The sequence below is a fragment of the Pantoea sp. EKM21T genome, assembly GCF_011800405.1.
GTDB classification, from domain to species: Bacteria; Pseudomonadota; Gammaproteobacteria; order Enterobacterales; family Enterobacteriaceae; genus Pantoea; species Pantoea agglomerans.
Genome location: NZ_JAALFV010000007.1, coordinates 290,263 through 314,489, shown reverse-complemented (window position 1 = coordinate 314,489; position 24,227 = coordinate 290,263). Strand labels below are relative to the sequence as shown.

21 protein-coding genes are annotated in these 24,227 nt (G+C 56.0%); 13 read left to right on the top strand and 8 right to left on the bottom strand.

The genetic code is table 11. The annotated features are described in order from the left end of the window. The first annotated feature begins 72 nt into the window (after nucleotides 1–72). Nucleotides 73–618, top strand: a complete 546-nt coding sequence (locus HFD87_RS16435; RefSeq protein ID WP_010252147.1) for a YfaZ family outer membrane protein — start codon at nucleotides 73–75, stop codon at nucleotides 616–618. An 82-nt stretch (nucleotides 619–700) separates the two neighbouring features. On the opposite strand, the gene HFD87_RS16430 is transcribed toward HFD87_RS16435, so the two are convergent. From HFD87_RS16430 to acs, 3 genes are all read right to left on the bottom strand, one after another. Beyond that, the gene (locus HFD87_RS16430) at nucleotides 701–2,356 is read right to left on the bottom strand and encodes a cation acetate symporter (protein WP_010252145.1); all 1,656 of its coding nucleotides are present in this window, start codon (nucleotides 2,354–2,356) and stop codon (nucleotides 701–703) included. After that, nucleotides 2,353–2,682, bottom strand: a complete 330-nt coding sequence (locus HFD87_RS16425; RefSeq protein ID WP_010252143.1) for a DUF485 domain-containing protein — start codon at nucleotides 2,680–2,682, stop codon at nucleotides 2,353–2,355. The genes HFD87_RS16430 and HFD87_RS16425 overlap by 4 nt, the downstream gene beginning before the upstream one ends. A 140-nt stretch (nucleotides 2,683–2,822) precedes the next feature. Continuing rightward, nucleotides 2,823–4,778, bottom strand: coding sequence for an acetate--CoA ligase (acs, locus tag HFD87_RS16420; protein ID WP_010252142.1), 1,956 nt, complete (start codon nucleotides 4,776–4,778; stop codon nucleotides 2,823–2,825). A gap of 583 nt (nucleotides 4,779–5,361) precedes the next feature. Here acs and gltP point away from each other — a divergent pair. From gltP to HFD87_RS16390, 6 genes are all read left to right on the top strand, one after another. After that, nucleotides 5,362–6,663: a glutamate/aspartate:proton symporter GltP gene (gene gltP, locus HFD87_RS16415; protein WP_010252141.1), complete on the top strand. Its 1,302-nt coding sequence runs from the start codon at nucleotides 5,362–5,364 to the stop codon at nucleotides 6,661–6,663. Nucleotides 6,664–6,882: 219 nt separating this feature from the next. Further along, nucleotides 6,883–7,158, top strand: a complete 276-nt coding sequence (locus tag HFD87_RS16410) for a type II toxin-antitoxin system RelE/ParE family toxin (protein WP_010252139.1) — start codon at nucleotides 6,883–6,885, stop codon at nucleotides 7,156–7,158. 119 nt (nucleotides 7,159–7,277) lie between these two features. Next, a complete protein-coding gene (locus HFD87_RS16405; protein ID WP_022625226.1) occupies nucleotides 7,278–7,652 on the top strand; it encodes a helix-turn-helix domain-containing protein in 375 nt (124 codons plus the stop codon). 487 nt (nucleotides 7,653–8,139) lie between these two features. After that, nucleotides 8,140–9,051, top strand: a complete 912-nt coding sequence (gene murQ / locus HFD87_RS16400; RefSeq protein WP_010252133.1) for an N-acetylmuramic acid 6-phosphate etherase — start codon at nucleotides 8,140–8,142, stop codon at nucleotides 9,049–9,051. Then, nucleotides 9,051–10,505 (top strand): PTS N-acetylmuramic acid transporter subunit IIBC, encoded by a 1,455-nt coding sequence (gene murP, locus HFD87_RS16395; protein WP_045140864.1) that lies wholly within the window; start codon nucleotides 9,051–9,053, stop codon nucleotides 10,503–10,505. Before murQ ends, murP begins: the two co-directional genes overlap by 1 nt. Before the next feature lie 228 nt (nucleotides 10,506–10,733). Then, entirely contained in the window at nucleotides 10,734–12,278 is a 1,545-nt protein-coding gene (locus HFD87_RS16390; RefSeq protein WP_010252127.1) for a PAS domain-containing methyl-accepting chemotaxis protein, read from the top strand. 22 nt (nucleotides 12,279–12,300) lie between these two features. Here HFD87_RS16390 and HFD87_RS16385 read toward each other — a convergent pair whose 3' ends face one another. Then, a complete protein-coding gene (locus HFD87_RS16385; protein ID WP_167423684.1) occupies nucleotides 12,301–13,266 on the bottom strand; it encodes an AraC family transcriptional regulator in 966 nt (321 codons plus the stop codon). A gap of 105 nt (nucleotides 13,267–13,371) precedes the next feature. Between HFD87_RS16385 and HFD87_RS16380 the strand changes: the two genes are divergently transcribed. From HFD87_RS16380 to HFD87_RS16370, 3 genes are all read left to right on the top strand, one after another. Next, a complete protein-coding gene (locus HFD87_RS16380) occupies nucleotides 13,372–14,559 on the top strand; it encodes an MFS transporter (RefSeq protein ID WP_010252123.1) in 1,188 nt (395 codons plus the stop codon). A 212-nt stretch (nucleotides 14,560–14,771) separates the two neighbouring features. Further along, a complete protein-coding gene (locus tag HFD87_RS16375) occupies nucleotides 14,772–14,981 on the top strand; it encodes a DUF1471 domain-containing protein (RefSeq protein ID WP_009092571.1) in 210 nt (69 codons plus the stop codon). 202 nt (nucleotides 14,982–15,183) lie between these two features. After that, nucleotides 15,184–16,236, top strand: coding sequence for a YncE family protein (locus HFD87_RS16370; RefSeq protein WP_010672046.1), 1,053 nt, complete (start codon nucleotides 15,184–15,186; stop codon nucleotides 16,234–16,236). A gap of 122 nt (nucleotides 16,237–16,358) precedes the next feature. On the opposite strand, the gene HFD87_RS16365 is transcribed toward HFD87_RS16370, so the two are convergent. The 3 genes from HFD87_RS16365 to sbmA all read right to left on the bottom strand — a co-directional run bounded on the left by HFD87_RS16365 (nucleotide 16,359) and on the right by sbmA (nucleotide 18,487). Next, nucleotides 16,359–16,658 (bottom strand): helix-turn-helix domain-containing protein, encoded by a 300-nt coding sequence (locus HFD87_RS16365; RefSeq protein ID WP_010252120.1) that lies wholly within the window; start codon nucleotides 16,656–16,658, stop codon nucleotides 16,359–16,361. Next, nucleotides 16,658–17,011: a type II toxin-antitoxin system RelE/ParE family toxin gene (locus HFD87_RS16360; protein ID WP_010672045.1), complete on the bottom strand. Its 354-nt coding sequence runs from the start codon at nucleotides 17,009–17,011 to the stop codon at nucleotides 16,658–16,660. The genes HFD87_RS16365 and HFD87_RS16360 overlap by 1 nt, the downstream gene beginning before the upstream one ends. A gap of 234 nt (nucleotides 17,012–17,245) precedes the next feature. After that, nucleotides 17,246–18,487 carry a peptide antibiotic transporter SbmA gene (gene sbmA / locus HFD87_RS16355; protein ID WP_010672044.1) on the bottom strand — a complete coding sequence of 414 codons (1,242 nt, stop codon included), beginning with the start codon at nucleotides 18,485–18,487 and terminating at the stop codon, nucleotides 17,246–17,248. A gap of 276 nt (nucleotides 18,488–18,763) precedes the next feature. On the opposite strand from sbmA, the gene HFD87_RS16350 reads away from it, so the two are divergent. The 3 genes from HFD87_RS16350 to HFD87_RS16340 are packed head-to-tail and all read left to right on the top strand — an operon-like array spanning nucleotide 18,764 to nucleotide 22,606. After that, a complete protein-coding gene (locus tag HFD87_RS16350; RefSeq protein WP_167423683.1) occupies nucleotides 18,764–19,498 on the top strand; it encodes a gluconate 2-dehydrogenase subunit 3 family protein in 735 nt (244 codons plus the stop codon). 2 nt (nucleotides 19,499–19,500) lie between these two features. Continuing rightward, on the top strand, nucleotides 19,501–21,285 hold the full coding sequence (locus tag HFD87_RS16345) for a GMC family oxidoreductase (RefSeq protein ID WP_010252112.1): 1,785 nt from the start codon (nucleotides 19,501–19,503) through the stop codon (nucleotides 21,283–21,285). Between the two features lie 10 nt (nucleotides 21,286–21,295). Next, nucleotides 21,296–22,606, top strand: coding sequence for a cytochrome c (locus HFD87_RS16340; protein WP_033780611.1), 1,311 nt, complete (start codon nucleotides 21,296–21,298; stop codon nucleotides 22,604–22,606). A 47-nt stretch (nucleotides 22,607–22,653) separates the two neighbouring features. Here the strand turns inward: HFD87_RS16340 and HFD87_RS16335 are convergent, their stop codons facing one another. Continuing rightward, nucleotides 22,654–24,063, bottom strand: coding sequence for an MFS transporter (locus HFD87_RS16335; protein ID WP_167423682.1), 1,410 nt, complete (start codon nucleotides 24,061–24,063; stop codon nucleotides 22,654–22,656). Nucleotides 24,064–24,227 lie beyond the last annotated feature (164 nt).

The window sequence follows — 24,227 nt, the reverse complement described above, 5'->3', positions numbered from 1 at the left end:
GATTTTGTTGTCTCCCCATTTCAGGCTGTTAACCTTGCGGCCGAATTAATTGTCCTTTCACGGAGTGGAATCATGTTTAAGCAACTTGTTGCCGGGAGCGCCCTCGGGCTGGTTTTAATGAGCGGTGCTGCTCAGGCGATTGAAGGCAGTGTTGATGTCAGCGAACATAACACCAACCTGAATGTGGGTCTGGGCACCACAACACCCGGTCTGTTTCTGAAAGGTAACTGGCTGCGTAGCGACCATGACGGCAGCACCTACGGTGCCGGTCTGGGTTACAACGTTGATTTCGGGCCGCTGCGTCTGGCGCCGACCGCAAAAGCGATCTTCACCCATCCTGAAGATGGAAAAGATGGATTTGCGGTGGCGCTGGGTGGTGCAGCACACTACAGCTTCAACAGCATGTGGGGCCTGTATGGCGAATATTATTACGCGCCAGAGTCTTTCACCGATCAGCTCGACAGCTATCAGGAAGCCGGTGGCGGCCTGAGCTTCACGCCGGTTTCACTGCTTAACCTGCGTGTGGGTTATCAGTACATCGAACTGAACAACAAAGATGGACGCAAAGATAACGTGCTGGTCGATGGCCCGTACGTGGGTGCATCGCTGCGCTTCTGATTCTGCTGCGCAAAAGAAGAGGGCGACTACTTCGGTAGCCGCCCTTTTTTATTGCCTGCTCTTTATGAACGAAAAGCCACGATCAGTGCGCTTTGCCCTGTTCGATGCCGGTGCCGGTCTGCGAGCGGATAAACTGTGCACGGAAGCGTGAACGTTCTTCTGCGCCCTGCTGCGAATGGTCGGTAATCGAGAAGATCCAGATGCCCACGAAGGCCACCGCCATGGAGAACAGCGCCGGATACTCATAGGGGAAAATCGCCTTCGCGTTGCCCAGCACCTGTACCCACACCGTCGGGCCGAGGATCATCAGGATAACGGCGGTCAGCAGACCGAGCCAGCCGCCCACCATCGCGCCACGCGTCGTGAGTTTTGACCAGTACATCGACAGCAGGATGATCGGGAAGTTACAGCTGGCCGCAATCGAGAAGGCCAGCCCGACCATAAAGGCGATGTTCTGTTTCTCAAACAGAATACCCAGCGCAATCGCCACCACGCCCAGCGCCAGCACGGTAATTTTTGAAACCCGCAGTTCATCTTTCTCGCTCGCCTGACCTTTACGATACACGCTGGCATAGAGGTCGTGAGACACCGCCGATGCACCCGCCAGGGTTAAGCCTGCGACAACGGCCAGAATCGTGGCGAAGGCAACCGCAGAGATAAAGCCCAGGAAGGTGCTGCCGCCCACGGCGTTCGCCAGATGCACTGCCGCCATATTGGTGCCGCCAATCAGCGCGCCGCTGGCATCTTTAAAGGCCGGATTAGCGCCCACCAGCAGGATGGCACCGAAGCCGATAATAAAGGTCAGGAAGTAGAAGTAACCCATAAAGCCGGTGGCCCAGAAGACGCTTTTACGTGCCTCTTTAGCATCCGCTACGGTAAAGAAGCGCATCAGGATATGCGGCAATCCGGCCGTACCAAACATCAGCCCCAGCCCCAGCGACAGCGCGGAGATAGGATCTTTGACCAATCCGCCAGGCTGCATAATCGCGATGCCTTTTGGATGGACCGCCATCGCTTCAGTGAACAGCGTATTAAAACTGAAACCGGTCGCCTTCATTACCATGACCGCCATGAAGGTGGCACCAAATAGCAGCAGCACGGCTTTGATGATCTGCACCCAGGTGGTGGCCAGCATGCCGCCAAACAGCACATACATCACCATCAGAATGCCGACCAGGACTACCGCAACATGGTAGTTAAGGCCAAACAGCAGCTGGATCAGTTTACCGGCCCCGACCATCTGCGCGATCAGGTAGAGCGCCACGACCACCAGTGAGCCGCAGGCTGACAGGGTGCGGATCGGCATCTGCTTCAGACGATATGAGGCGACATCGGCAAACGTATAGCGACCCAGGTTACGCAGTCGCTCAGCGATTAAAAACAGAATCATCGGCCAGCCGACCAGGAAGCCGAGCGAGTAGATCAGCCCGTCATAACCAGAGGTGTAAACCAGCGCCGAAATGCCCAGGAACGAGGCGGCCGACATGAAGTCACCCGCCATCGCCAGGCCATTCTGGAAGCCAGTGATATTGCCGCCCGCGGTGTAGTAGTCATTACGTGATCGGGTGCGCTTTGAGGCCCAGTAAGTAATTCCCAGCGTGGCCCCGACGAAAATCGTAAACATGATAATCGCCTGGTAGTTGGTCGCCTGGCGCTGCACGGCACCGGTTATCGCATCGGCAGCCAGTGCTGAAAACGGCAGCATTAAGGCCAGCAGCCATAAGGTGAGACGAGTCATGATTTCACCTCGCTGAGGATCGCTTTCGTTAAACGGTCAAACTCACCGTTGGCACGCCAGACATAGACGCCGGTCAGCACAAACGACATCACAATCAGCCCGACCCCAATCGGGATACCGCGCGTGACGTTGGTGCCGGCATGCAGCGGGGTACCGAGCCAGCCGGGTGCAAACGCGATCAGCAGGATAAAGCCGACATAGAGCACCAGCATGATCAGCGACAGCAGCGTCGCGAACGCCTGGCGCTTACGGACTAATTCATGAAAAAGGGGATTACGCTCAATCTGTTGATTGATGGCATCCTGATTCGAAAGGGCGTCATTCATCAAATTTTCTCCAGAGGGCTTGCAGGCGAGAACCTCGCGACAGGGCGCGGATTCAGCTGGTTATAATATTTGTGACTACCGAAACAGACTGCGTAGGGCGGGTGTGGCGGGAAGCGATCTTCCCGCCGGACAGCGTGCGCTTAAGGCATTTTGATCGACTGTTTCTCCTCAAGCAGTTTTTCTACTACGCCAGGATCGGCGAGCGTAGAAGTATCACCAAGATTACTGGTATCCCCGGTGGCAATTTTGCGCAGAATACGCCGCATGATTTTGCCGGAGCGGGTTTTCGGCAGTGAGTCGGTCCAGTGCAGTACATCCGGTGTGGCTATCGGGCCAATCTCTTTACGGACCCACTGGCGCACTTCGGTGTACAACTCCGGCGACGGCTCTTCGCCATGATTCAGCGTGATATAGGCATAAATCGCCTGGCCTTTGATGCTGTGAGGAATCCCCACTACCGCCGCTTCGGCAATTTTAGGGTGCGAGACCAGCGCCGATTCAATTTCGGCGGTGCCGAGTCGGTGACCGGAAACATTGAGCACGTCATCGACGCGTCCGGTGATCCAGTAGTAGCCATCCTCATCACGACGGGCACCATCACCACTGAAGTAGACATTTTTAAAGGTAGAGAAGTAGGTCTGCTCGAAACGGTCGTGATCGCCATAGAGGGTACGTGCCTGACCCGGCCACGACTCGGTGATCACCAGATTGCCTTCACAGGCGCCTTCCTGTGGCTGACCTTCGTTATCCACCAGCGCGGGCTGCACGCCAAAGAACGGTCGGGTGGCGGAACCCGCTTTCAGCTCGGTCGCACCCGGCAGCGGCGTGATCATGAAGCCGCCGGTTTCGGTCTGCCACCAGGTATCAACAATCGGGCAGCGGCTGTTGCCGATTTTCTTGTAGTACCACTCCCAGGCTTCCGGGTTAATTGGCTCACCGACCGATCCCATAATGCGCAGGCTGCTGCGGTCGGTGCCGGCAATCGCCTTATCACCTTCCGCCATCAGCGCACGGATGGCAGTGGGCGCGGTGTAGAGCAGCGTGACTTTATGTTTATCGACCACTTCCGCCATACGGCTCGGCGTTGGCCAGTTCGGCACCCCTTCAAACATCAGTGTGGTGGCGCCACAGGCCAGCGGGCCATAAACCAGATAGCTGTGGCCCGTCACCCAGCCTACATCGGCGGTGCACCAGTAGATATCATCCTGATGGTAATCAAAGACGAACTTAAAGGTGGTCGCGGCATAGACCAGATACCCGCCGGTGGAGTGCAACACGCCTTTGGGTTTGCCGGTTGAACCGGAGGTATAAAGGATAAACAGCGGATCTTCCGCGCCGACTTCTGCGGCAGCGTGGTTGGTGCTGGCGTTCAGCATCAGGTCGTGCCACCACTGATCGCGGCCTTCAACCCAGCCCACATCTTTACCAGTGCGCTGGAACACCACCACGTTTTTCACGCTGGTGACATTAGGATTTTTTAACGCGTCATCGACATTTTTCTTCAGCGGAATGCTGCGACCGGCGCGGATCCCTTCATCGGCCGTGATTACCAGCGAGGCGCTGGAATCGACGATGCGGCCCGCGACCGCCTCTGGTGAGAAACCGCCAAAAATCACCGAGTGAACGGCACCGATACGCGCACAAGCCAGCATCGCTACTGCGGCTTCCGGCACCATCGGCATATAGATCGCCACCACGTCGCCTTTTTTCACTTCCAGCAGTTCCAGCACGTTGGCGAAGCGACAGACTTCTGCATGCAGCTGGCGGAAAGTCAGGGTTTTGCTTTCGCTGGCGTCGTCGCCCTCCCAGATAATCGCCGGGTGATCGCCGCGCGTGGCTAAATGACGGTCAAGGCAGTTTGCCGCCAGGTTGAGCGTGCCATCTTCGTACCAGCGAATGTTAATGTTACCTGGTGCAAACGAGCAGTTTTTCACTTTGCTGTAAGGCTTGATCCAGTCAAGGATTTTGCCCTGTTCGCCCCAGAAACTGTCTGGATCGTCGACAGATTGCTGATACATCGCCTGATACTGTTCTGCAGTAATCAGGGTGTTTGCTGCAATATTCTCTGGAACGGGATGTTTGTGTATTTGGCTCATGGCGGATCTCCTTGAAGATGTTAATGATATGTCAATCAATGGTTAATTAAAGCCCGCGCCAAAGCTTTGTTTCTTTTTTGCGCCACAGATCACGTGATACACATCCCCCAAGAAGCGTTAAGCCATTCTGATCTATCAGGTTAACGCTCTGGCGGCGCTGGAGAAGTCAGGCATCGCTTTTACGTTTTCATCCTGAATAAAAAGCGAGCAAACGCGCCGGATCAGTTTTTAAGCGTTTCTGCATAGCTATGCGTAAATTCATCGAAGTAATACTTTTCATAACAGCAGGTTAGGGTTTTTCAGCTCCAGCAGCACTTTATGCTGCTTAGATGGTGAACTTTTAATCGGATCCGCCAGGGGTTGCATTTACCACAGTGAAAATGGTACTTATCTCGCCCCTGTTCTGCAGGTATCAACTCAGACCGCGTCTGAAAATGGGTATGGGAATCATCAGATTTTCATACGAGGCGCTGTTTCAAGACACCCTCTAATTTACCGGGCTTTTTGCTCACTCCCTGTGTGTATTGTCTTCTGCACCTTCGCAGTAGAGAGAAACGGGTTTTGACTGAGGAAATTACACGTTATGAAAGGTTTTAAAATCAGCCTGGCCTGGCAGATTCTGACAGCCCTGGTGCTTGGCATCGTTGTGGGTGCTGTGTTGCATAATCAGCCAGACAATCGTGAATGGTTAGTCACCAACATTCTCAGCCCGGCAGGCGATATCTTTATTCATCTTATCAAGATGATTGTGGTACCGATTGTGATTTCATCCCTGATTGTCGGCATCGCTGGCGTGGGTGATGCAAAGAAGCTGGGACGCATCGGCGTCAAAACGATTCTCTACTTTGAAGTGATCACCACCATTGCCATTGTGGTCGGTATTACGCTGGCCAACGTATTTCAACCCGGCACCGGCATTGATATGTCAACGCTGGCAACGGTGGACATCTCTAAATATGAAGCGACAACGGCAGAGGTACAGGGCGGTCCGCACAGCCTGGTGACCACCATTCTGTCGCTGATCCCGCAGAATATTTTCGCCTCAATGGCGAAGGGCGACATGCTGCCGATTATCTTTTTCTCGGTGCTGTTTGGCTTAGGCCTGTCGTCACTGCCGTCAGAACAGCGCGATCCGCTGGTGAACCTGTTCCGTGGCATTTCTGAAGCGATGTTTAAAGTGACGCACATGATCATGCGCTATGCCCCGGTGGGTGTGTTTGCGCTGATTGCGGTGACGATTGCTAACTTCGGCTTTGCCTCGCTCTGGCCACTGGCTAAGCTGGTGCTGCTGGTTTACGCGGCAATTCTGTTCTTCGCCTTTGTGGTGCTGGGCGGGGTGGCGCGCTTCTGTAAGCTGCGGATTACCACGCTGATGCGTATCCTGAAGGATGAACTGATTCTCTCTTACTCTACTTCCAGCTCGGAAACGGTGCTGCCGCGTATCATGGAGAAGATGGAAGCCTACGGCGCGCCGAAAGCGATCACCAGCTTCGTAGTGCCGACCGGTTACTCGTTTAATCTGGATGGTTCAACGCTTTATCAGAGTATCGCAGCGATCTTTATTGCGCAGCTGTATGGCATTGACCTGTCGCTGACCGACGAGATTGTGCTGGTAATAACGCTGATGGTGACCTCGAAAGGTATCGCTGGCGTGCCAGGTGTCTCCTTCGTGGTGCTGCTGGCCACGCTGGGCAGCGTCGGCATTCCTCTGGAAGGTCTGGCGTTTATCGCCGGTGTTGACCGCATCATGGATATGGCGCGTACCGCGCTGAACGTGGTCGGTAATGCGCTGGCGGTGCTGGTGATTGCCCGCTGGGAAAACCAGTTCGACGTCGAAAAGGCGAAAGAGTATGAGCTGGAGCTGCGGACACAGACCGCAAGCTGAACACGGCATTAACGTAAGAATGGGCTCAACGAAAGTTGGGCCTTTTTTTTTATGAGATTTTTCATGGCAGATATACAGGTTGACTGAAAATTAAAAGGTTATATTTTTATAACTAAAAACCATAATTATGAGACGATAGTATTGTTGTTATGATTGATTATAGTTATATTTCGTTGCGGTAAGTTGACTGTCTTCTTTGACAACATGGAGTGTTGACGGATGCCAGAAATTAACTGGACGAAAAAGGCATTGAAACAGCTTTATGGGCTGCCTCAGAAAGAGGGTAACGCTATTGAAGATGCTGTAGAGGCGCTGGCTAAATGGCCGGATATTCCCCATCTGAAAGTCGAAAAGCTGACTGATGATAAACAGAAGCGAATGAAGCTGGTAGTAGGTCACTACCGCGTACTCTGGAAGATAGAGAAAGGTCAGCCAGTAGTGATAGATATACTTGAAGTCGTAAGAAGAACATCGACCACGTACAAAAAGCGCTAGCAGTGTGGCAGGAGCAATGTGCGTCATCAATAAGTTCTGTGCAGCCGGGTTTAGCGTTCCGCAGCACAGGCAGACGATCAGACAGTGTTGCCTGCCGTACCAGTAAGGAGTGATTACCCATGAATGCTATACAGTTTCTGACGGACGAGCGCGGGAACCGCACTGGTGCTGTCATCCCTATAGAGCTGTTTAATAAGCTCATGGCTGAACGTCATTTAGATGATGTGTTTGAGTCTGTCCCTTATGAAGTGGGTCCAGACGATGATGAAACGATTCCTCACGATGTAATGAAAATCAGCCGACGGCAATCCGTTCCTTTGCATGTTGCCTGGCGTTTGCATCGTCACATGTCACAGGAAGAGGTGGCGAATAAACTGGGCATCACGCAGGCTGGCGTGTCGAAGTTAGAGTCGAGAAAGAAACCTCAAAAACAAACCCTTGAGAAGCTGGCTGCTTTATATGGCTGCAGAACGTCACAACTTTATATTGATTAATTGGATGCGCTTTTAACCTGCGATTGGTGGGTTTTAATTGGCTGACGCGGCTCCCTCGCGATGTCGAATGGTGCCCTCAGAACCCATTATGAGGCAGGCAATTGCTCACTGTTTTCTGATACCTGAAGAGTAAAGCGTCCCACGCCAGGGACAAAAACGCCGGGAGCGTTTTTGAACAACGCAGAGCGTTGGCCCGGCAACGGGCGCACCTCATGGATGAGGTGCGTAATCGCGTGGGCCGAGCGTCATGGATGACGAATGCGTCTTTACGATCAGGTGAACCTTTTCTGACCTGTACCGGTCTCCCAGCGATTCCACTCACATGCACCGCACCCAGGTCGTAATGCTTATACTCATCACTCACTCAACCTGATCCTCCGCAACATGACTCACCCCACATCCATCGAAAAAAGATCTCACCCAATGAATTAATCATTCGTTATGATAGTTAGTAATTTGAATAATTTATTCCTTTGCGGAGCCCGCCATGAAACTCGACCTCAGCCAGATGATCACCGAAGGCCGCAACCCGGCCAGCCAGAATATTGACGAACTCTCCACCGAAGCGATGCTTCGCGTCATCAATGATGAAGATAAAAAGGTGGCGCTGGCGGTTGAGGCCATCGTGCCGCAGATTGCCGCCGCCGTTGACGCCATCTGCGCCGCGTTCCAGGCCGGTGGACGACTGATCTATTGCGGTGCAGGCACCTCCGGTCGGTTGGGCATACTGGATGCCAGCGAATGCCCACCTACCTTTGGCACACCCCGCGAGCAGGTGATCGGCCTGATTGCAGGAGGCCATACCGCCATACTCCAGGCGGTAGAAAACGCGGAAGACAACCGGGAGCAGGGCGCGCAGGATCTGAAAGATATCCACTTCAGCCGCCACGATGTGCTGGTTGGCATCGCCGCCAGCGGTCGCACACCCTACGTACTGGGCGCGCTGGCATACGCGAACGAACTTGGCGCAACCACTGTATCGCTCACCTGTAATCCAGGCAGCGCCATGTCGCAGGTTGCCGCGATTGCGCTCACGCCGGTGGTCGGCCCCGAAGTGGTCACCGGGTCTTCCCGTATGAAAGCGGGCACGGCGCAAAAACTGGTACTCAACATGCTCACTACCGGGTCGATGATCCGCAGCGGAAAAGTGTACGGCAACCTGATGGTCGATGTGGAAGCCACCAATCAGAAACTGGTACAGCGTCAGGTTAACATCGTCATGCAGGCCACTGACTGTGATGAGGCGACGGCCAGCGCCGCGCTCACCGCCTGTGGCGGACACTGCAAAACCGCCATTCTGATGGTGCTGGCTGACCTGGCTGCCGATGAGGCGAAAGCGCTGCTCAGTCAGCATCAGGGCTTTATCCGTCAGGCTTTACAGGCAGCGGGAGCACGCTAATGGCCAGAATCACCGAGGCACTGTTGCGCGACATCCTGCAGGCGGTCGGTGGCGCGCAAAATATCGCGGCCTGTGGTCACTGCATGACGCGGCTCCGCCTGACGCTCAATCAGCCGGGAGAGAGTGATCTGGCACGGTTAAAAAGCCTGCCGGGTGTCTTAGGCGTTATCGACAGCGAGGCACAGTTGCAGATTGTGCTGGGGCCTGGCAAGGCGCAAACCGCCGCCGAGGGGATGCAGAACCTGCTGGCTCAGGGTGATACCGCGCTGGCACCGCAGGGCGAAACAGCGGAACTAAGCCTGCTGGCACAGCAGCAGAAGCAGCAGCTAAAGGCGAAACAGACCAGCGGCGTGCATCAGTTCCTGTCGCGCTTCGCCACCATCTTCACTCCGCTGATTCCGGGCTTTATCGGCGCGGGGCTGCTGCTGGGATTTGCCACGCTGATTGAACAGAGTCTCCACCTCAACGCACCCGGTGACCACTCGCCCTGGCTGCTGCATACCGTGGCGTACATGAAAGTCTTCGGTAAAGGGCTGTTCACCTTTCTCAGCATCCTGATTGGCTACAACGCGCAAAAAGCGTTTGGCGGCAGCGGCGTCAATGGCGCAATTATCGCCTCGCTGTTTGTGCTCGGCTATGTGGCCACGGCCACCACCGGCTACTACAGCGGCATGGAAAACTTCTTTGGCCTGACGATCGACCCGCGCGGCAACATTATTGGTGTGCTGATGGCGGCGATTATCGGGGCGTGGATTGAAAAACAGCTGCGCAAAATCATTCCCGACAATCTCGATATGATCCTCACCTCGCTGTTTACGCTGTTGATCACCGGCGCCATCACCTATCTGTTGATCATGCCGCTGGGCGGCGAACTGTTTAAAGGGATGTCGTGGCTGTTTATCCATCTCAATAACAATCCCTTTGGCTGTGCGCTGCTGGCCGGGCTGTTCCTGATCGCGGTGATGTTCGGCATCCATCAGGGCTTTATTCCGGTTTACTTTGCGCTGATGGAAACCCAGGGTTTTAACTCGCTCTTCCCGATTCTGGCGATGGCGGGAGCAGGCCAGGTCGGCGCATCACTGGCGTTGTGGTGCAAAGCAGAAAAAGGGGCGCTGCTGCGGGCGCAGATCAAAGGCGCTATCGTGCCGGGGCTGCTTGGCGTCGGTGAGCCGCTGATCTACGGCGTCACTTTGCCGCGCCTCAAGCCCTTTATCACCGCCTGCGGCGGTGGTGCGCTGGGCGGGTTCTTTATCGGGCTGGTGGCGTGGCTGGGTTTGCCGGTCGGGATGAACACGGTATTCGGACCCTCCGGCCTGGTCACGCTGCCACTGATGACCTCCAGCCAGGGGATCTTCGCTGGCATGGCGGTCTATCTGGCCGGGCTGATGGTGGCCTGGATCGGCGGATTCCTGCTCACCTGGTGGTTTGGCACCCGTAATGTCGACCTCAGCTGACCCGCTGCCGGAATTCTCCAGTCCGGCTAACGGATGGATAATCAACCAAAAATGTGAAAGCCGCTACAAAGCGGCTTTATTATTGCCACTAATTTAACTTAAACGCTAAAGAGTAGGCAGAAGCATGCCGAAAACATAAAAAAAGGTAATCGTTATCTCTCAGCCCACAGTTTTCATGCCGACACTCAGACCGTCGCGTGCAGGACGTCGGGTCTCCAAGGACTTTTGATGCGTAACAACCAGCCTGTCTCTCAGCGTGAATATCTGTTCGACGATAATGCGACACTGATGTCGACCACCGATCTTAACAGCCACATCACCTACGCTAACGACGCGTTTATCGAGGCGAGCGGCTTCACCGCCGACGAGATCAACGGCCAGCCGCATAACATGGTACGTCACCCCGATATGCCATCAGAAGCGTTTGCCGACATGTGGGCGACGCTGAAACAGGGTGAACCCTGGACGGCACTGGTCAAGAACCGCCGTAAAAATGGCGATCACTACTGGGTGCGGGCCAACGCCATTCCGGTAGTCCGCGACGGTAAAGTGCAGGGCTACATGTCGGTGCGCACCAAACCCACGGCAGAGGAAGTGCGTCAGACTGAGGTGCTCTATCAGGATTTTCGTGAAGGCCGCGCCAGAGGGCGACGTTTTCACAAAGGCCTGCTGGTTCGCAGCGGCTGGCGTCGTCCCGCCTCAATCCTTAAGACGCTGCCCCTTCGCTGGCGGATCCGCACAACGCTGCTGACGTTACTGCCCCTCTCGGTGGCGGGTGTCTGGGCGCTGGGCATGACGCCCGCGGCACTGGCAGGCTTTACCGCGGGAATGGCTGCGCTGCTTCTGCTCTGCAGCCTGTGGCTGGAGCAGCAGATTTCACGCCCTATTGAGCGGATGTGCAAACAGGCGCTGAGCGTGGCAACCGGTGCCAGCCATAAAGTGGAGCAGATGGACCGCGTTGATGAGGTGGGTGTGACGCTGCGCGCCATCGGTCAGCTCGGATTGATGTTCCGCTGGCTGGTGGATGACGTCAGCGGCCAGGCGATCAATGTGCTGAGCGCCAGCGACGCCATCGCCCGCAGCAACAACGAACTCAGCCGCCGTACCGAACAGGCGGCTGCCAACGTGCAGCAGACTGCGGCCACCATGAACGAAATGACCGCCACGGTGAAGAGCAACACTGAAACTGCGCATGAGGCGAATACCCTCTCAGCCGGCACCAGCCACGCTGCCAGCAAAGGCGGCGAGGTGATGACCGAAATGATGGGCATGATGGGCGAAATTGCTGACAGTTCAAAGCGGATTGCCAATATTACCAGCGTCATCGACGGGATTGCGTTCCAGACCAATATCCTGGCACTGAACGCCGCCGTGGAAGCAGCGCGGGCCGGTGAGCAGGGCAAAGGCTTTGCGGTGGTCGCCGGAGAAGTGCGCAGCCTGGCGCAGCGCAGCGCCAAAGCCGCGAGCGAAATCAAAATGCTGGTTGAAACCAGCGCCAGCCGGGTCAACTCGGGCAATGAGCACGCCAGCGCGGCAGGCCGCACGATGCAGGATATCGTGTCGCAGGTGCAGAATGTCACCGCACTGATCGCCCAGATCAGCGCCGCCACGGCCGAACAGGCGACCGCGCTCAGCGAAGTCAGTTCAGCGGTGGAAGATCTTGATGATATCACCCACCAGAATGCCGCCCGCGTGACAGAAAGCGCCGAGGCTTCAGGTCGAATGACCCATCAGGCTAACCGTCTGGTCGAAGCGATCAGCGTCTTTCGTTAAGAGAAGAGATTAAGCGGCCCGGTTAAGAGGCCAGCACCTGCGTGCCGTCGCGTCCGGCACGCAGTGCGCCTGGTGACTGACCGACAATCCGTTTAAAGGCGCGACTGAATGCCGCAATCGAGCCGTAGCCAAGATGATAAGCCACGGCTTCCACCGCTTCACCGTTGTTCACAATCCGCTGCACCGCCAGCCGCATCCGCAACTCCGTCAGATAGCGCAGCGGCGTCATGCCGGTGGCATTGAGAAACCGTCCGGCAAACACTGAGCGCGAACAGCCTGCCACGCTGGCCAGCCGCGCCACCGTCCAGTTTTCGCCTGGCTCCCGATGCATCGCAGCAATCGCCTGACTCAGACGTGGATCGCGCATCGCCTGCACCAGCCCACTGCGCTCGCCGCAGCCGTTCTCTACCCAGCCGCGCACAATCAGCGCGGCAACCACGTCTGCCAGACGCGACAGAATACCGGCGAATCCCGCCTGGCGGGTGCGAGACTCCCGTTCCATCGCCGCCAGAATCGGCTGAATCTCCGGGTATTGCGACAGCAGAGTACTCACCAGCATCACATCGGGCATGGTATTGATCAGCGGCTGCATGCCGCCGAGCTCAAACGCCATGCAGGCGCTGAACAACAGCACACTGTGCTCGTCATCACAGGCATCTTCCGGTGCTGCAATGGCGCAGACGCTGTCGCAGAGCGGCTTGCTCGCCATGTTCTTTATACACTGGCAGCTCGCCTCCTCACTGGAGATCAGGCTGTGGGGTTTGCCGTGCGGCACCAGCAGCGCATCGCCGCTGTTGAGCTGAAACACCTCGCCGGAGGCGCTGCGCACCATCAGTGAGCCGCGTCCGACAAAGTGGAACTGCGCCCGGCCCGGCGCGTGCTCATAGCGCAGCCCAAACGGCGCGCTCACTGCGATACGCTGATAGTTCACGCCATAGAGGCGCATCCCCATCAGCAGCTCACTGGTCAGATCTCCATAGTGGCTCATGTGATTCCAGACGAATTATCAAAAATGAAGGTGTAAGCATCATAGATCGTCCTGACGCGTCGCTCTATGCTCACACTCACTTTTTTTATCTTCCGGAGAAGCAGCATGAGTCTGACAACCGAAGTGGCTGATGAGGTTTCCTCGCCGACCCGTCCCGCGTGGGGCGCGGTATTTGCTATGGCATTTGGGGTGTTCAGCCTCATCACCGCCGAATTTTTACCCGTGAGTCTGCTGACGCCGATGGCCCACAGCCTCGGCGTATCAGAAGGGCAGGCGGGACAGACCGTCACCATCACCGCGCTGGTGGCGCTGTTTACCAGTCTGGTCACCGGCAGCGTTACACGGCGCATCGACCGCCGCATCGTCATGCTGGTGTTTTCGCTGTTGCTGATCGCGTCGGCACTGATGGTGGCGTTTGCGGCTGACCTGACGGTGATCCTGCTGGCGCGGGTGCTGCTGGGTATGGCCATTGGCGGCTTCTGGACACTCTCAACCGCCATCACCATGCGTCTGGTTCCCACCGATCAGGTGCCGCGTGCGCTCTCTATCGTCTTCAGCGGTATCTCGCTGGCGACGATTATCGCTACGCCACTGGGCAGCTATCTCGGCGGACTGGTGGGCTGGCGCAACATCTTTATGCTGACTGCCGGACTGGGTGCGGTGGCGCTGCTGTGGCAGTTCTTTACCCTGCCCGCCATGCCGGCAGAGAACAAAGCCCGCAACGGCGGGGTGCTGGCGCTGCTGCGTATTGGTGTGATGCGCTGGGGAATGCTGGCGGTAATCATGATGTTTACCGGTCACTTTGCCTTCTTTACCTATCTGCGTCCATTTCTGGAAAGCGTTGCGCAGCTCAACCTCAATCAGCTGTCGCTGGTGCTGCTGGCCTTTGGTGTGGCGAACTTCTTTGGCACCTCGCTGGCGGGTTTCCTGGTCACCCGCAGCGTATCACTGACCCTGAGTGGCATGGCGCTGTTGATGAGTGTCACCGCGCTGCTGCTGGTGAGCTTTGGCGATGTCAGCTGGATGGTGGGCGCAGGCGTGGCAATCTGGGGTATGGCGTTTGGTTCGATGCCAACCGGCTGGTCAACCTGGATTTCGCGCGCGGTGCCGGATGATGCGGAGTCAGGCGGCGGTTTACTGGTTGCCACCATCCAGCTGGCGATTACTGTCGGCGCGGCGGCGGGCGGCTGGATGTTTGACCTACGCGGCGCAGGGGGTGTGTTCGTTGCCAGCGGAGTGCTGATGCTGCTGGCCGCGCTGACCATCTTCACCCGGGTACGACATCACGGTTAAATTCTCAAGGGCAGCAATATATGCTGCCTTTTTTAATGGGCGTAGATTATTAACCTTTTGAGTGATAACTGTGCGAAATGTGCTTTTTATCATCAATTTTACTGAACGAGTTAAGCAAAACCCTCCGCTTTTTACTGATCAACTTCCGGACTAATATATCTCTCAACAAGGCAGCACGCCTTACCTGATAAAAATTAACCGAGGAATTGACCATGAAATCTATCAAAACTTTTGCAGCTGTTATCGCGCTTTCTGTTCTGCCATTCGCCAGCTTCGCCCAATCTGTGACCGCCATCGACTCTACGCTGGATGGTGCTGAAGCGAAAATCGCTGCGCAGGCTCAGGAAGCTGGTGCTTCATATAAAATCACTGAAGCTTACACCAACAACGGCGTTCACATGACCGCTGAGCTGCTGAAATAAGTTAAGTTTTACCCTCTTGTGCTGACAGGACGCCTTTGGGCGTCCTGGCGGCGTTTATCCGCTAATAATCCTGTCCCTTTCCCCCCGAAATAATTATTATTCTCAAAAACAATTCTGCATCTGACTGCTGGTCAGCTGTTTCTGGTTGCAATGTCGGGCTTTCTTTTCACTGCGTCTGCAGTGGATTAACTATGGAGAAGTTATGAAAGCGATTACCAATACGTGCCGGACCCTGCGTCCGCTGTTACTGGCTACGGCCCTGTTCTCTGCCTCAGGATGGCTGGCGGTGCAGGCTGAAGATCTCAATCAGGCCGTGGGTAAAGGCGTCTATGAACTGGCAGTCAGCCCGAAAGATAACGCGCTGTTCGTGGCGACAGCGCAGAACAGCAGCGGTGACGGCGGCACAGTTTTCCGTCTCGACCCGGCTACGCTGGCGGTACAGCAGTCGATCAATACGGAGCTGAAATCGTTCGGCGCGGCGATCAACCCGCAAACCAACGTGCTCTACATCGGCAACACCGTAAACGGCTCGGTTACGGCCATTGACGCCAGCAGCGGCAAAGTGCTCAACACGCTGGTGCTGGATAGCCGTAAGCGCAGTGAGACAGTGCGCCCATTGCAGCCGCGTCAGGTGGCGGTTGATGCTAAAACTAACCGGGTTTATATCACCGGCCTGGGACCGCAAAGCGTGGTCTGGGTGGTGGATGGCAGCACGCTGAAGCTTGTCAGTACCATCCCGAATACCGGTAAAATGGGCACCGGCCTGGCGGTAGATTCAGACGCGCAAAAGGTCTACGTCACCAACGGTGATGGTGAACTGGTGACGATCAATGCGCGCACCAATGCCATTGAGAAAAAGCAGAAGATTGACGGCGATAAAGAGCACTTCTTCCTGAACATCGCGCTGGATACGCGCGGTCAGCGCGCCTTCCTGACAGATTCAAAGCAGGCGCAGGTGCTGGTGGTTGATCTGCGTAATCAGCAGGTGATTCAGCGGATTGATGTGCCGGAATCGCTGGCGGTGCTGTTTAATGGTGATCGCGATGAGCTTTATGTCACGCATCGCAAAGCGGGTGAAGTCAGCATCATCGACGCCAGCAGCTATAAGGTGAAGCGCACGGTGAAAACCCCGGCGCTGCCTAACAGTCTGGCACTCTCGGCAGACGGCAAGGTGCTTTATGTCAGCGTGAAGCAGCCTGGCTCGCGTAAGGCGCCGCCAAAAAATCCTGACAGCGTGATGCGTATTGCACTGTAAGGCGTGACGTCCCTGACACTGCTGTGTTGAAGCTGTTTTACATCCGGTCTTTGTAAACGAGAAAGCCACTCTGACGAGTGGCTTTTTTATTTAAACAGAATCGCTTTCGCCGTTTTGAGGGTTCAGATGCGAAAGGCCACTCTTTTTCCGGTCGGAAGTTCCACATCAAGACTGAGTTTTCCGCCCATTGCTTCGACATAGCGTTTCAGCGTGGCAACCTTAATCTCATTTCCGCGTTGCTCAATCTGAGCAACGGCAGGCTGACGCACGCCCATGGCCTCGGCGAGCGTCTTTTGTGATAACTGAAGCTCTTCGCGAATCATCTGAAGCCCGACTTCCAGAATCATTTCATCAGACATTTTTTTGATTCGCGCCTGACTCTCAGGGGAGAAGTCGGCGATAACATCATCCAGGGTTCTCATTAATTATTTCCCTTCTCCTGTTCAGCCAGCCAGGCTGAAAATTCATCGTCAGCGATGCGTATCATTCGGATATAAAAACGTTTGTCATGACTCTTATCTCCGGCACATAACACAATAGCCTGGCGGACAGGGTCAAATGCATAAAATGCCCGAATTGGCTTTCCTGAAAACTGTACGCGGAGTTCTTTCATATTCCTGTACTGCGAGCCCTTGAGAGTATCAGCATAAGGGCGAGGCAAATCAGGGCCGTATACTTTTAACTTTCCCAGATCCGCTAACATTTTTTCCTGCAGGGCTTCTTCCTGCTCACTTAGCCAGCTTTCAAAGCGCGGGCTCAGGAGTACGGTCCACATGACATACTTCCTTGTATATATTCCGTCATACAGGGTACAGATTATAAGCTACAGCTTATAAATTCAAGCCAGAGAACACGCATGACGGCTGATTTAAGCATTAAAAAAGCCCGCTTTCGCGGGCCAGGAGCAGCACATCTCTGCTGTTACAGGAGTCCTGCAGGTTCTTTGCGGGATGATCCGTGGCTGAGGAGAGTGGGGCGGCAATCGACCCGTGCCGCCATCCTTAAGTAGTTACACCTCTTCCGACGCTTCGCGCATCATCTCATCGTGCGGAACATCATCCAGAATCTGTTCAAAGCTGCGCAGACGCTTATAGATCGACATCAGTTCGATCAGCGTCGACCAGGAGGCGATCAGATACTGGAACGAGCCGCGCACCTGATCAAACACGTTGGTGATCTGGTTGAGTAAGCCCAGCGTGATGGTGCCCGCCACAATGGATGGAAACAGCAGGAACAGACCAAACACGTTATCAACCTGCAGATAGAGAATGCGGGTGATGTTGAAGTAGAGATAGTGAAAGTAGAGACGGAAGTAGTTAACCCGCACCCGACTGAACAACTCCTGAACCGTCTGCGGTGTGGCACGATCGGCATTGTCTTCGCCGTAGACCAGTTCTTTACGGTAGGCGGCTTCAACCCGCTGATTGCGGAACTCCAGCCCCGGCAGCTTGATCCCTACCAGCGCCAGCAAGCCAGTACCAAACACTGACCAGAGCACAGCGGCAATTACCAGTGCGTAAGGAATATTGCCGAGGATGGGAATATCTTTCACGTGATGGGAGAGCGCGACCAGCACCGGTAAAAACGCCACCAGCGTCATAATCGCCTGAATGAAACTGACACCCCAGTTTTCCAGCGTGGTCGCAAACCGCATGGTGTCTTCCTGCACACGCTGTGCGGCACCTTCGACATGACGCAGACGCTGCCAGTTGTGCATGTAGTAGTTATTCATGGCGCTACGCCAGCGGAAAACCCAGTGGCTGATAAAGAAGGAGTTGAGTACGCCAATCACCACTGCGATTAATGCGATGCCGAGAAAAGAGAAAACCTCATGGTAAAACTCCGCAATCTGCACCGATCCCGCTTTGGTTAACGCTTTCTGAATCAGATCATAAAACGGTCCATACCAGGCGTTAATGGCCACTCCGACCTGCACGCCAAACCAGGTCACAAAGATGATCAGCGCGGAGCCCCAGACTGACCAGCGTTGCCATGGATGCGCATCAATCAACCGCCAGGCCCCGGCAAAAATGGCTACCATGATCCAGTAATAGAGGTAGAACCAGAGCTGACTCACGGCGATAAAACGCGCTGCCGTCGTCGGCAGGGGCTGTTTCATTGCTGTTTCAAAGGTGGGCCAGATGCCGGGCAGATGCGCGGCAAAGCCGAACCAGGCAAAAATCGCTACTAAGCTCCAGACAGCCGCAGAGCTGAAAAACAGCGCTGGCCGCGGAAAAAAAGACTTAAACATAGGCACTCCGCTGTTGTGTGTTGCTTGTTATAACGTTTTTGACGGGTCGCTGTCTGTAGTCTGTTGTTTCTGCTAATGACAGGAGGGGGATAGATGTTAATGAAATTGTGCGGTTTTGTTTCCTGGAACTAAATCTTTGTGAATGGCAGTGTTACAATAGGTTGTTTGTTACCGGTAACAAACAGGCTCCTGGCCTGTATCTGCTGATAAAAACCATTACAACGCAACCACCTATTTTTTTCATACCGCCGGTCAGCGCGGGAATGAGGCAATGTCATGTCAGAACAAAAAAAGGGTCATTCACGCAGGGATTTTTTGCTGAAGACAATCACCCTGGCGCCTGCAATGGCGGTAGGTTCCACAGCGATGGGTGCTCTCTCCCTGCCGCTGGCCACACAGGCGGCTGAAACCCCGGCCACGCCACAGCAGGCGCGCGACTACCAGCCGAACTGGTTCACCGCCGAAGAGTTTGCTTTTATTACCGCCGCCGTGGCACGGCTTATCCCCAGCGATGAACGCGGGCCTGGTGCGCTGGAAGCGGGCGTGCCTGAGTTTATCGATCGTCAGATGAATACGCCGTATGCCACGGGGTCGAACTGGTATATGCAGGGGCCGTTTAACCCCGACCTGCCGAAAGAGCTGGGCTATCAGCTGCCGCTGGTGCCACAGCAGATCTACCGCCTCGGTCTGGCCGATGCCGATAATTACAGCAAAAAGCAGCACGGCAAGGTGTTCGGCCAGCTCAGTGGCGAGCAGCAGGATGCCTTACTGCAGGCGATGGAAAATGGCAGTGCTGAATTCAGCCAGCTGCCGGCAAAAGTCTTCTTTAGCTTCCTGTTGCAGAATACCCGTGAAGGCTTCTTCAGCGATCCTATACACGGCGGGAATCAGGGCATGGTCGGCTGGAAGCTGATTAACTTCCCTGGCGCACGCGCCGACTTTATGGACTGGGTAGAGCGCGGCGAACGTTATCCGTTCCCGTCAGTGTCGATTCGCGGGGAGAGAAGCTAAGCATGGCAAACGAAATGAAAAAAGTAGATGCGGTGATTGTCGGCTTCGGCTGGGCGGGTGCCATTATGGCGAAAGAGCTGACCGAAGCGGGCCTGAACGTGCTGGCGCTGGAGCGCGGACCGCATCGCGATACCTATCCTGATGGCTCCTATCCGCAGTCCATTGATGAGCTGACCTATAACGTCCGCAAAAAGCTTTTCCAGGATCTCTCCAAAAGCACCGTGACCATTCGTCATGATGCGTCGCAGACCGCAGTGCCCTATCGTCAGCTGGCGGCGTTTCTGCCCGGCACCGGTACCGGTGGCGCGGGTCTTCACTGGTCCGGCGTCCATTTCCGTGTTGATCCGGTTGAGTTGCGGATGCGCAGCCATTACGAAGAGCGCTACGGCAAGAATTTCATCCCGGAAGGCATGACGATTCAGGATTTTGGCGTCAGCTACGATGAGCTGGAGCCGTTCTTCGACAAAGCGGAAAAGGTTTTTGGCACCTCAGGCAGCGCCTGGAGTATCAAAGGCAAAGTGGTCGGCAAAGATACAGGCGGCAACCCGTTTGCGCCCGATCGCTCAGATAACTTCCCGCTGCCCGCGCAGAAGCGCACTTACTCGGCGCAGCTGTTTGCTCAGGCGGCAGAGTCGGTCGGCTATCACCCTTACGATCTGCCGTCCGCCAATACCTCGGGTCCGTATACCAACACCTACGGCGCACAGATGGGGCCGTGCAACTTCTGCGGTTATTGCAGCGGCTACGCCTGCTACATGTATTCCAAGGCGTCGCCTAACGTCAATATCCTGCCTGCGCTGCGTCAGGAGCCGAAGTTTGAGCTGCGCAATAACTCTTATGTGCTGCGGGTCAATCTCAGCGATGACAAAACGCGTGCGACCGGCGTGACCTATGTGGATGGGCAGGGCCGGGAGCAGATTCAGCCTGCTGACCTGGTGATCCTCTCCGCCTTCCAGTTCCACAATGTTCACCTGATGCTGCTGTCGGGCATCGGCAAACCCTACAACCCGATTACCAACGAAGGGACCGTAGGCCGCAACTTCGCCTATCAGAACCTCTCTACGCTGAAGGCGCTGTTTGATAAGAACACCACCACTAATCCGTTTATCGGTGCGGGTGGCGCAGGCGTTGCGGTTGATGATTTCAACGCGGATAACTTCGACCATGGGCCGCTGGGCTTTGTTGGTGGTTCGCCATTCTGGGTTAACCAGGCGGGCACCAAACCGATCTCCGGCCTGCCGGTGCCGGCGGGTACGCCCAACTGGGGCAGCAAATGGAAAGCGGCGGTGGCGGATACCTACACCCATCATCTGTCGATGGATGCGCACGGCGCCCACCAGTCTTATCGCGCCAACTACCTTGATCTCGATCCCAACTACAAAGATGCCTATGGACAGCCGCTGCTGCGCATGACCTTTGACTGGCAGGAGAACGACATCAAAATGGCGCAGTTCATGGTCGGCAAGATGCGCAATATCGCGGAAGCGATGAATCCGAAGATGATCATCGGCGGCGCGAAAAAGCCTGGCACCCATTTCGACTCCACGGTTTATCAGACTACCCACATCAGTGGCGGGGCGATCATGGGCGACGATCCAAAAACCAGTGCGGTTAACCGTTATCTGCAAAGCTGGGATGTGCCGAATGTGTTTGTACCGGGCGCTTCAGCTTTCCCGCAGGGACTGGGCTACAACCCGACCGGCATGGTGGCGGCGCTGACCTACTGGTCAGCTAAAGCGATTCGCGAACACTACCTGAAAAACCCAGGCCCACTGGTGCAGGCATAAGGACATGGCGATGAAAAATGGCATTCTGGCTCTGATTCTTGGCTCCCTGACGTTCGCCGCCCTGGCGGAGAGCAGCCAGGACGATCTGGTTAAACGGGGTGAGTATCTGGCGCGAGCCGGTGACTGTGTGGCCTGCCACACCAGCAAAGGCGGCGCGGCCTTTGCCGGTGGGCTGCCGATGGCAACACCGATTGGCACCATCTACTCCACCAACATTACGCCCGATCCCGCGACTGGCATTGGCGAATACAGCTACGACGACTTCCAGAAAGCGGTGCGTCAGGGCGTGGCGAAAAATGGCGATACGCTCTATCCGGCGATGCCATATCCCTCTTATGCAGTGGTCAGCGATGAAGACATGAAGGCGCTTTACGCCTACTTCATGCATGGCGTCGCGCCGGTCGGGCAGCCAAACCGGGAGAGCGACATTCCCTGGCCGCTGTCGATGCGCTGGCCGCTGGCGATCTGGCGCGGGATTTTTGCGCCCGACGTGAAAGCGTTCCAGCCTGCAGCCCAGGAAGATCCGGTGCTGGCACGTGGTCGCTATCTGGTAGAAGGACTGGGTCACTGCGGGGCCTGTCACACGCCGCGCAGCATCACGATGCAGGAGAAGGCGCTGACCAACAATGAGGGCAGCGACTATCTGGCGGGCAGCAGCGCACCGATTGATGGCTGGACCGCCAGCAATCTGCGTGGTGACAACCGCGATGGACTGGGTCGCTGGAGCGAAGAGGACCTGCGTCAGTTCCTGCGCTATGGCCGCAACGATCAGACCGCTGCTTTTGGTGGCATGACCGACGTGGTGGAACACAGCCTGCAGCACCTGAGCGAGTCCGATATCACGGCGATTGCGCGCTATCTGAAGTCGCTGGGCGCGAAAGATCCGCATCAGGCAGCCTTCAGCGTCGATGACGCTACCGCCAAAGCGTTGTGGAAAGGTGACGACAGTGCGACGGGGGCAGCCACCTACGTCGACAGCTGTGCGGCGTGCCATAAAACCGATGGCAGCGGCTATAAACGTTTCTATCCGGCGCTGCGCGGTAATCCGGTGGTGCTGGCGGACGATCCGACCTCACTGATTCATATCGTGCTGGTGGGCGGACAGTTGCCTGGCGTTAATGGCGCGCCGTCGACCATTACCATGCCAGCATTTGGCTGGCGTCTTGACGATCAGCAGGTGGCGGACGTGGTGAACTTCGTGCGTAACAGCTGGGGCAACAAGGCGTCGGAGCCGGTCAGCGCGAAGCAGGTCGCTGAGCTGCGTAAAGATGAGAAAGATCGGCTGGGCAGTGCAGATATCCGGGTACTGGAAGGCAAATAATCGGCAGTAAAAAAAGGCCGTCATCATCAGGATGACGGCCTTTTCTTTTAGATATTCTCCAGATCGATACCGCGCGTTTTCGGCCCATAAATCCCTACCGACAGCATCACCATCACCATGCTCAGCACGATAAAGGTAATCACACCTGGCGTACCGGCATACTGCAGGATCACCCCAATCAAAATACTGCTGAATACCGTAGAGAGACGGCTGAAGGAGTAGCAGAAGCCAACCGCCCGCGCCCGAATATGGGTCGGGAAAATCTCGGTCTGATAGGCGTGGAAGCTGAAAGTCAGCCAGGCGTTGGACCAGGTGATCAGGAAGCCGCAGAGAATCAGCAATACCGGCTGCGTCTGGAAGGCGAACAACGTGCCGAACACCACCGTCATCAGCGACGACAGGACAATCTGCCACTTATTTTCCAGCTTATCGGCGTAGCGGCTACAGATCAGCGATCCCAGCGGATAGGCCAGCGTGATGAAGAAGGCATAAAGCAAACTGTGCGTCACCGTGGCACCGCGGCCTGACAGCAGCGCAGGCAGCCAGTTACCAAAGCCGAAAAAGCCGATCGCCTGGAAAAAATTCATCACCACCAGCATCAGGGTGCGCTTGCGGTAAGCGGGTGACCAGATCTCGCTGAAGCGCCCCCGTTTTGGCAGCTGCGCCGCGGCGTCATCGGCTGAAAAAGCGGGTCCTGCCGGGATGCCGCAGCGTTGCTCCATCATGGACAACACCTGATGCGCCTCCTGATGACGACCCTGCTGCGCCAGCCAGCGCGCCGACTCCGGCAGGTTCCTGCGCACCAGCCAGATCACCAGCGAGCAGACCGCGCCCGCAATGACCACCCAGCGCCAGCCTTCAAGGCTGAACAGCGTTTGCGGAATCAGCCACCACGACATCAGCGCCACGGCCGGCACCGATAAAAACTGCACGAAAAAGGAGAAGGCAAAGGCGCGGCTGCGCAGATGGGTCGGCACCCATTCCGACAGATAGGTGTCGATGGTCACCAGCTCGACGCCCAGCCCGATCCCCACCAGAAAGCGGAACAGAATAATCATCTCTGCGCTCTGCTGGAACGCCATCAGCAGTGAAAACAGCCCGTACCACAGCAGCGCACACATAAAGGTGAGACGGCGACCAAAGCGGTCAGCGTAGGGTGCCAGCAGGCTGGCACCAAAAAACAGACCGAGAAAAGTGGCTGAGGCGAAGGCCGCCTGATCGGAGAAGCCCAGCACGCCTGCCGCACCCGTGTGAAATACGCCCGCCGACAGCAGGCCGGTACTGATGTAGCCGGTTTCAAACAGGTCATAAAGCTCAAAAAAGCCGCCCAGCGCCAGCAGCGTAATAAAGCGCCACAATCCGGCGGAGGAGGGCAGCGCATCAACACGAGCGGCTAAGCTGTTACGGGCCACCGATGAAGCGTTCATCGGTGGCAGGCTGGTGGAGGAGGTGGTCATGTCAGCGTGAACCTCAGGCAGTGTGGAGACGACTCGCAGCCGGTCGGAGGCTTATTAAAATAGTTAACCGTTAGCAAGCGAAGAAATAGCAGAATAGTCAATTCATCCGCCGTTGCCGAGAGGGGCGTTGCTGACTATTTAGCAACGTACGTTGCAGGTTTTGC

What these genes read in the sequence shown, in the direction of transcription:
- HFD87_RS16435 (WP_010252147.1), top strand. Translation starts at nt 73, where the DNA reads ATGTTTAAGCAACTTGTTGCCGGGAGCGCCCTCGGGCTGGTTTTAATG.
- HFD87_RS16430 (WP_010252145.1), bottom strand. Translation starts at nt 2,356, where the DNA reads ATGACTCGTCTCACCTTATGGCTGCTGGCCTTAATGCTGCCGTTTTCA.
- HFD87_RS16425 (WP_010252143.1), bottom strand. Translation starts at nt 2,682, where the DNA reads ATGAATGACGCCCTTTCGAATCAGGATGCCATCAATCAACAGATTGAG.
- acs (WP_010252142.1), bottom strand. Translation starts at nt 4,778, where the DNA reads ATGAGCCAAATACACAAACATCCCGTTCCAGAGAATATTGCAGCAAAC.
- gltP (WP_010252141.1), top strand. Translation starts at nt 5,362, where the DNA reads ATGAAAGGTTTTAAAATCAGCCTGGCCTGGCAGATTCTGACAGCCCTG.
- HFD87_RS16410 (WP_010252139.1), top strand. Translation starts at nt 6,883, where the DNA reads ATGCCAGAAATTAACTGGACGAAAAAGGCATTGAAACAGCTTTATGGG.
- HFD87_RS16405 (WP_022625226.1), top strand. Translation starts at nt 7,278, where the DNA reads ATGAATGCTATACAGTTTCTGACGGACGAGCGCGGGAACCGCACTGGT.
- murQ (WP_010252133.1), top strand. Translation starts at nt 8,140, where the DNA reads ATGAAACTCGACCTCAGCCAGATGATCACCGAAGGCCGCAACCCGGCC.
- murP (WP_045140864.1), top strand. Translation starts at nt 9,051, where the DNA reads ATGGCCAGAATCACCGAGGCACTGTTGCGCGACATCCTGCAGGCGGTC.
- HFD87_RS16390 (WP_010252127.1), top strand. Translation starts at nt 10,734, where the DNA reads ATGCGTAACAACCAGCCTGTCTCTCAGCGTGAATATCTGTTCGACGAT.
- HFD87_RS16385 (WP_167423684.1), bottom strand. Translation starts at nt 13,266, where the DNA reads ATGAGCCACTATGGAGATCTGACCAGTGAGCTGCTGATGGGGATGCGC.
- HFD87_RS16380 (WP_010252123.1), top strand. Translation starts at nt 13,372, where the DNA reads ATGAGTCTGACAACCGAAGTGGCTGATGAGGTTTCCTCGCCGACCCGT.
- HFD87_RS16375 (WP_009092571.1), top strand. Translation starts at nt 14,772, where the DNA reads ATGAAATCTATCAAAACTTTTGCAGCTGTTATCGCGCTTTCTGTTCTG.
- HFD87_RS16370 (WP_010672046.1), top strand. Translation starts at nt 15,184, where the DNA reads ATGAAAGCGATTACCAATACGTGCCGGACCCTGCGTCCGCTGTTACTG.
- HFD87_RS16365 (WP_010252120.1), bottom strand. Translation starts at nt 16,658, where the DNA reads ATGAGAACCCTGGATGATGTTATCGCCGACTTCTCCCCTGAGAGTCAG.
- HFD87_RS16360 (WP_010672045.1), bottom strand. Translation starts at nt 17,011, where the DNA reads ATGTGGACCGTACTCCTGAGCCCGCGCTTTGAAAGCTGGCTAAGTGAG.
- sbmA (WP_010672044.1), bottom strand. Translation starts at nt 18,487, where the DNA reads ATGTTTAAGTCTTTTTTTCCGCGGCCAGCGCTGTTTTTCAGCTCTGCG.
- HFD87_RS16350 (WP_167423683.1), top strand. Translation starts at nt 18,764, where the DNA reads ATGTCAGAACAAAAAAAGGGTCATTCACGCAGGGATTTTTTGCTGAAG.
- HFD87_RS16345 (WP_010252112.1), top strand. Translation starts at nt 19,501, where the DNA reads ATGGCAAACGAAATGAAAAAAGTAGATGCGGTGATTGTCGGCTTCGGC.
- HFD87_RS16340 (WP_033780611.1), top strand. Translation starts at nt 21,296, where the DNA reads ATGAAAAATGGCATTCTGGCTCTGATTCTTGGCTCCCTGACGTTCGCC.
- HFD87_RS16335 (WP_167423682.1), bottom strand. Translation starts at nt 24,063, where the DNA reads ATGACCACCTCCTCCACCAGCCTGCCACCGATGAACGCTTCATCGGTG.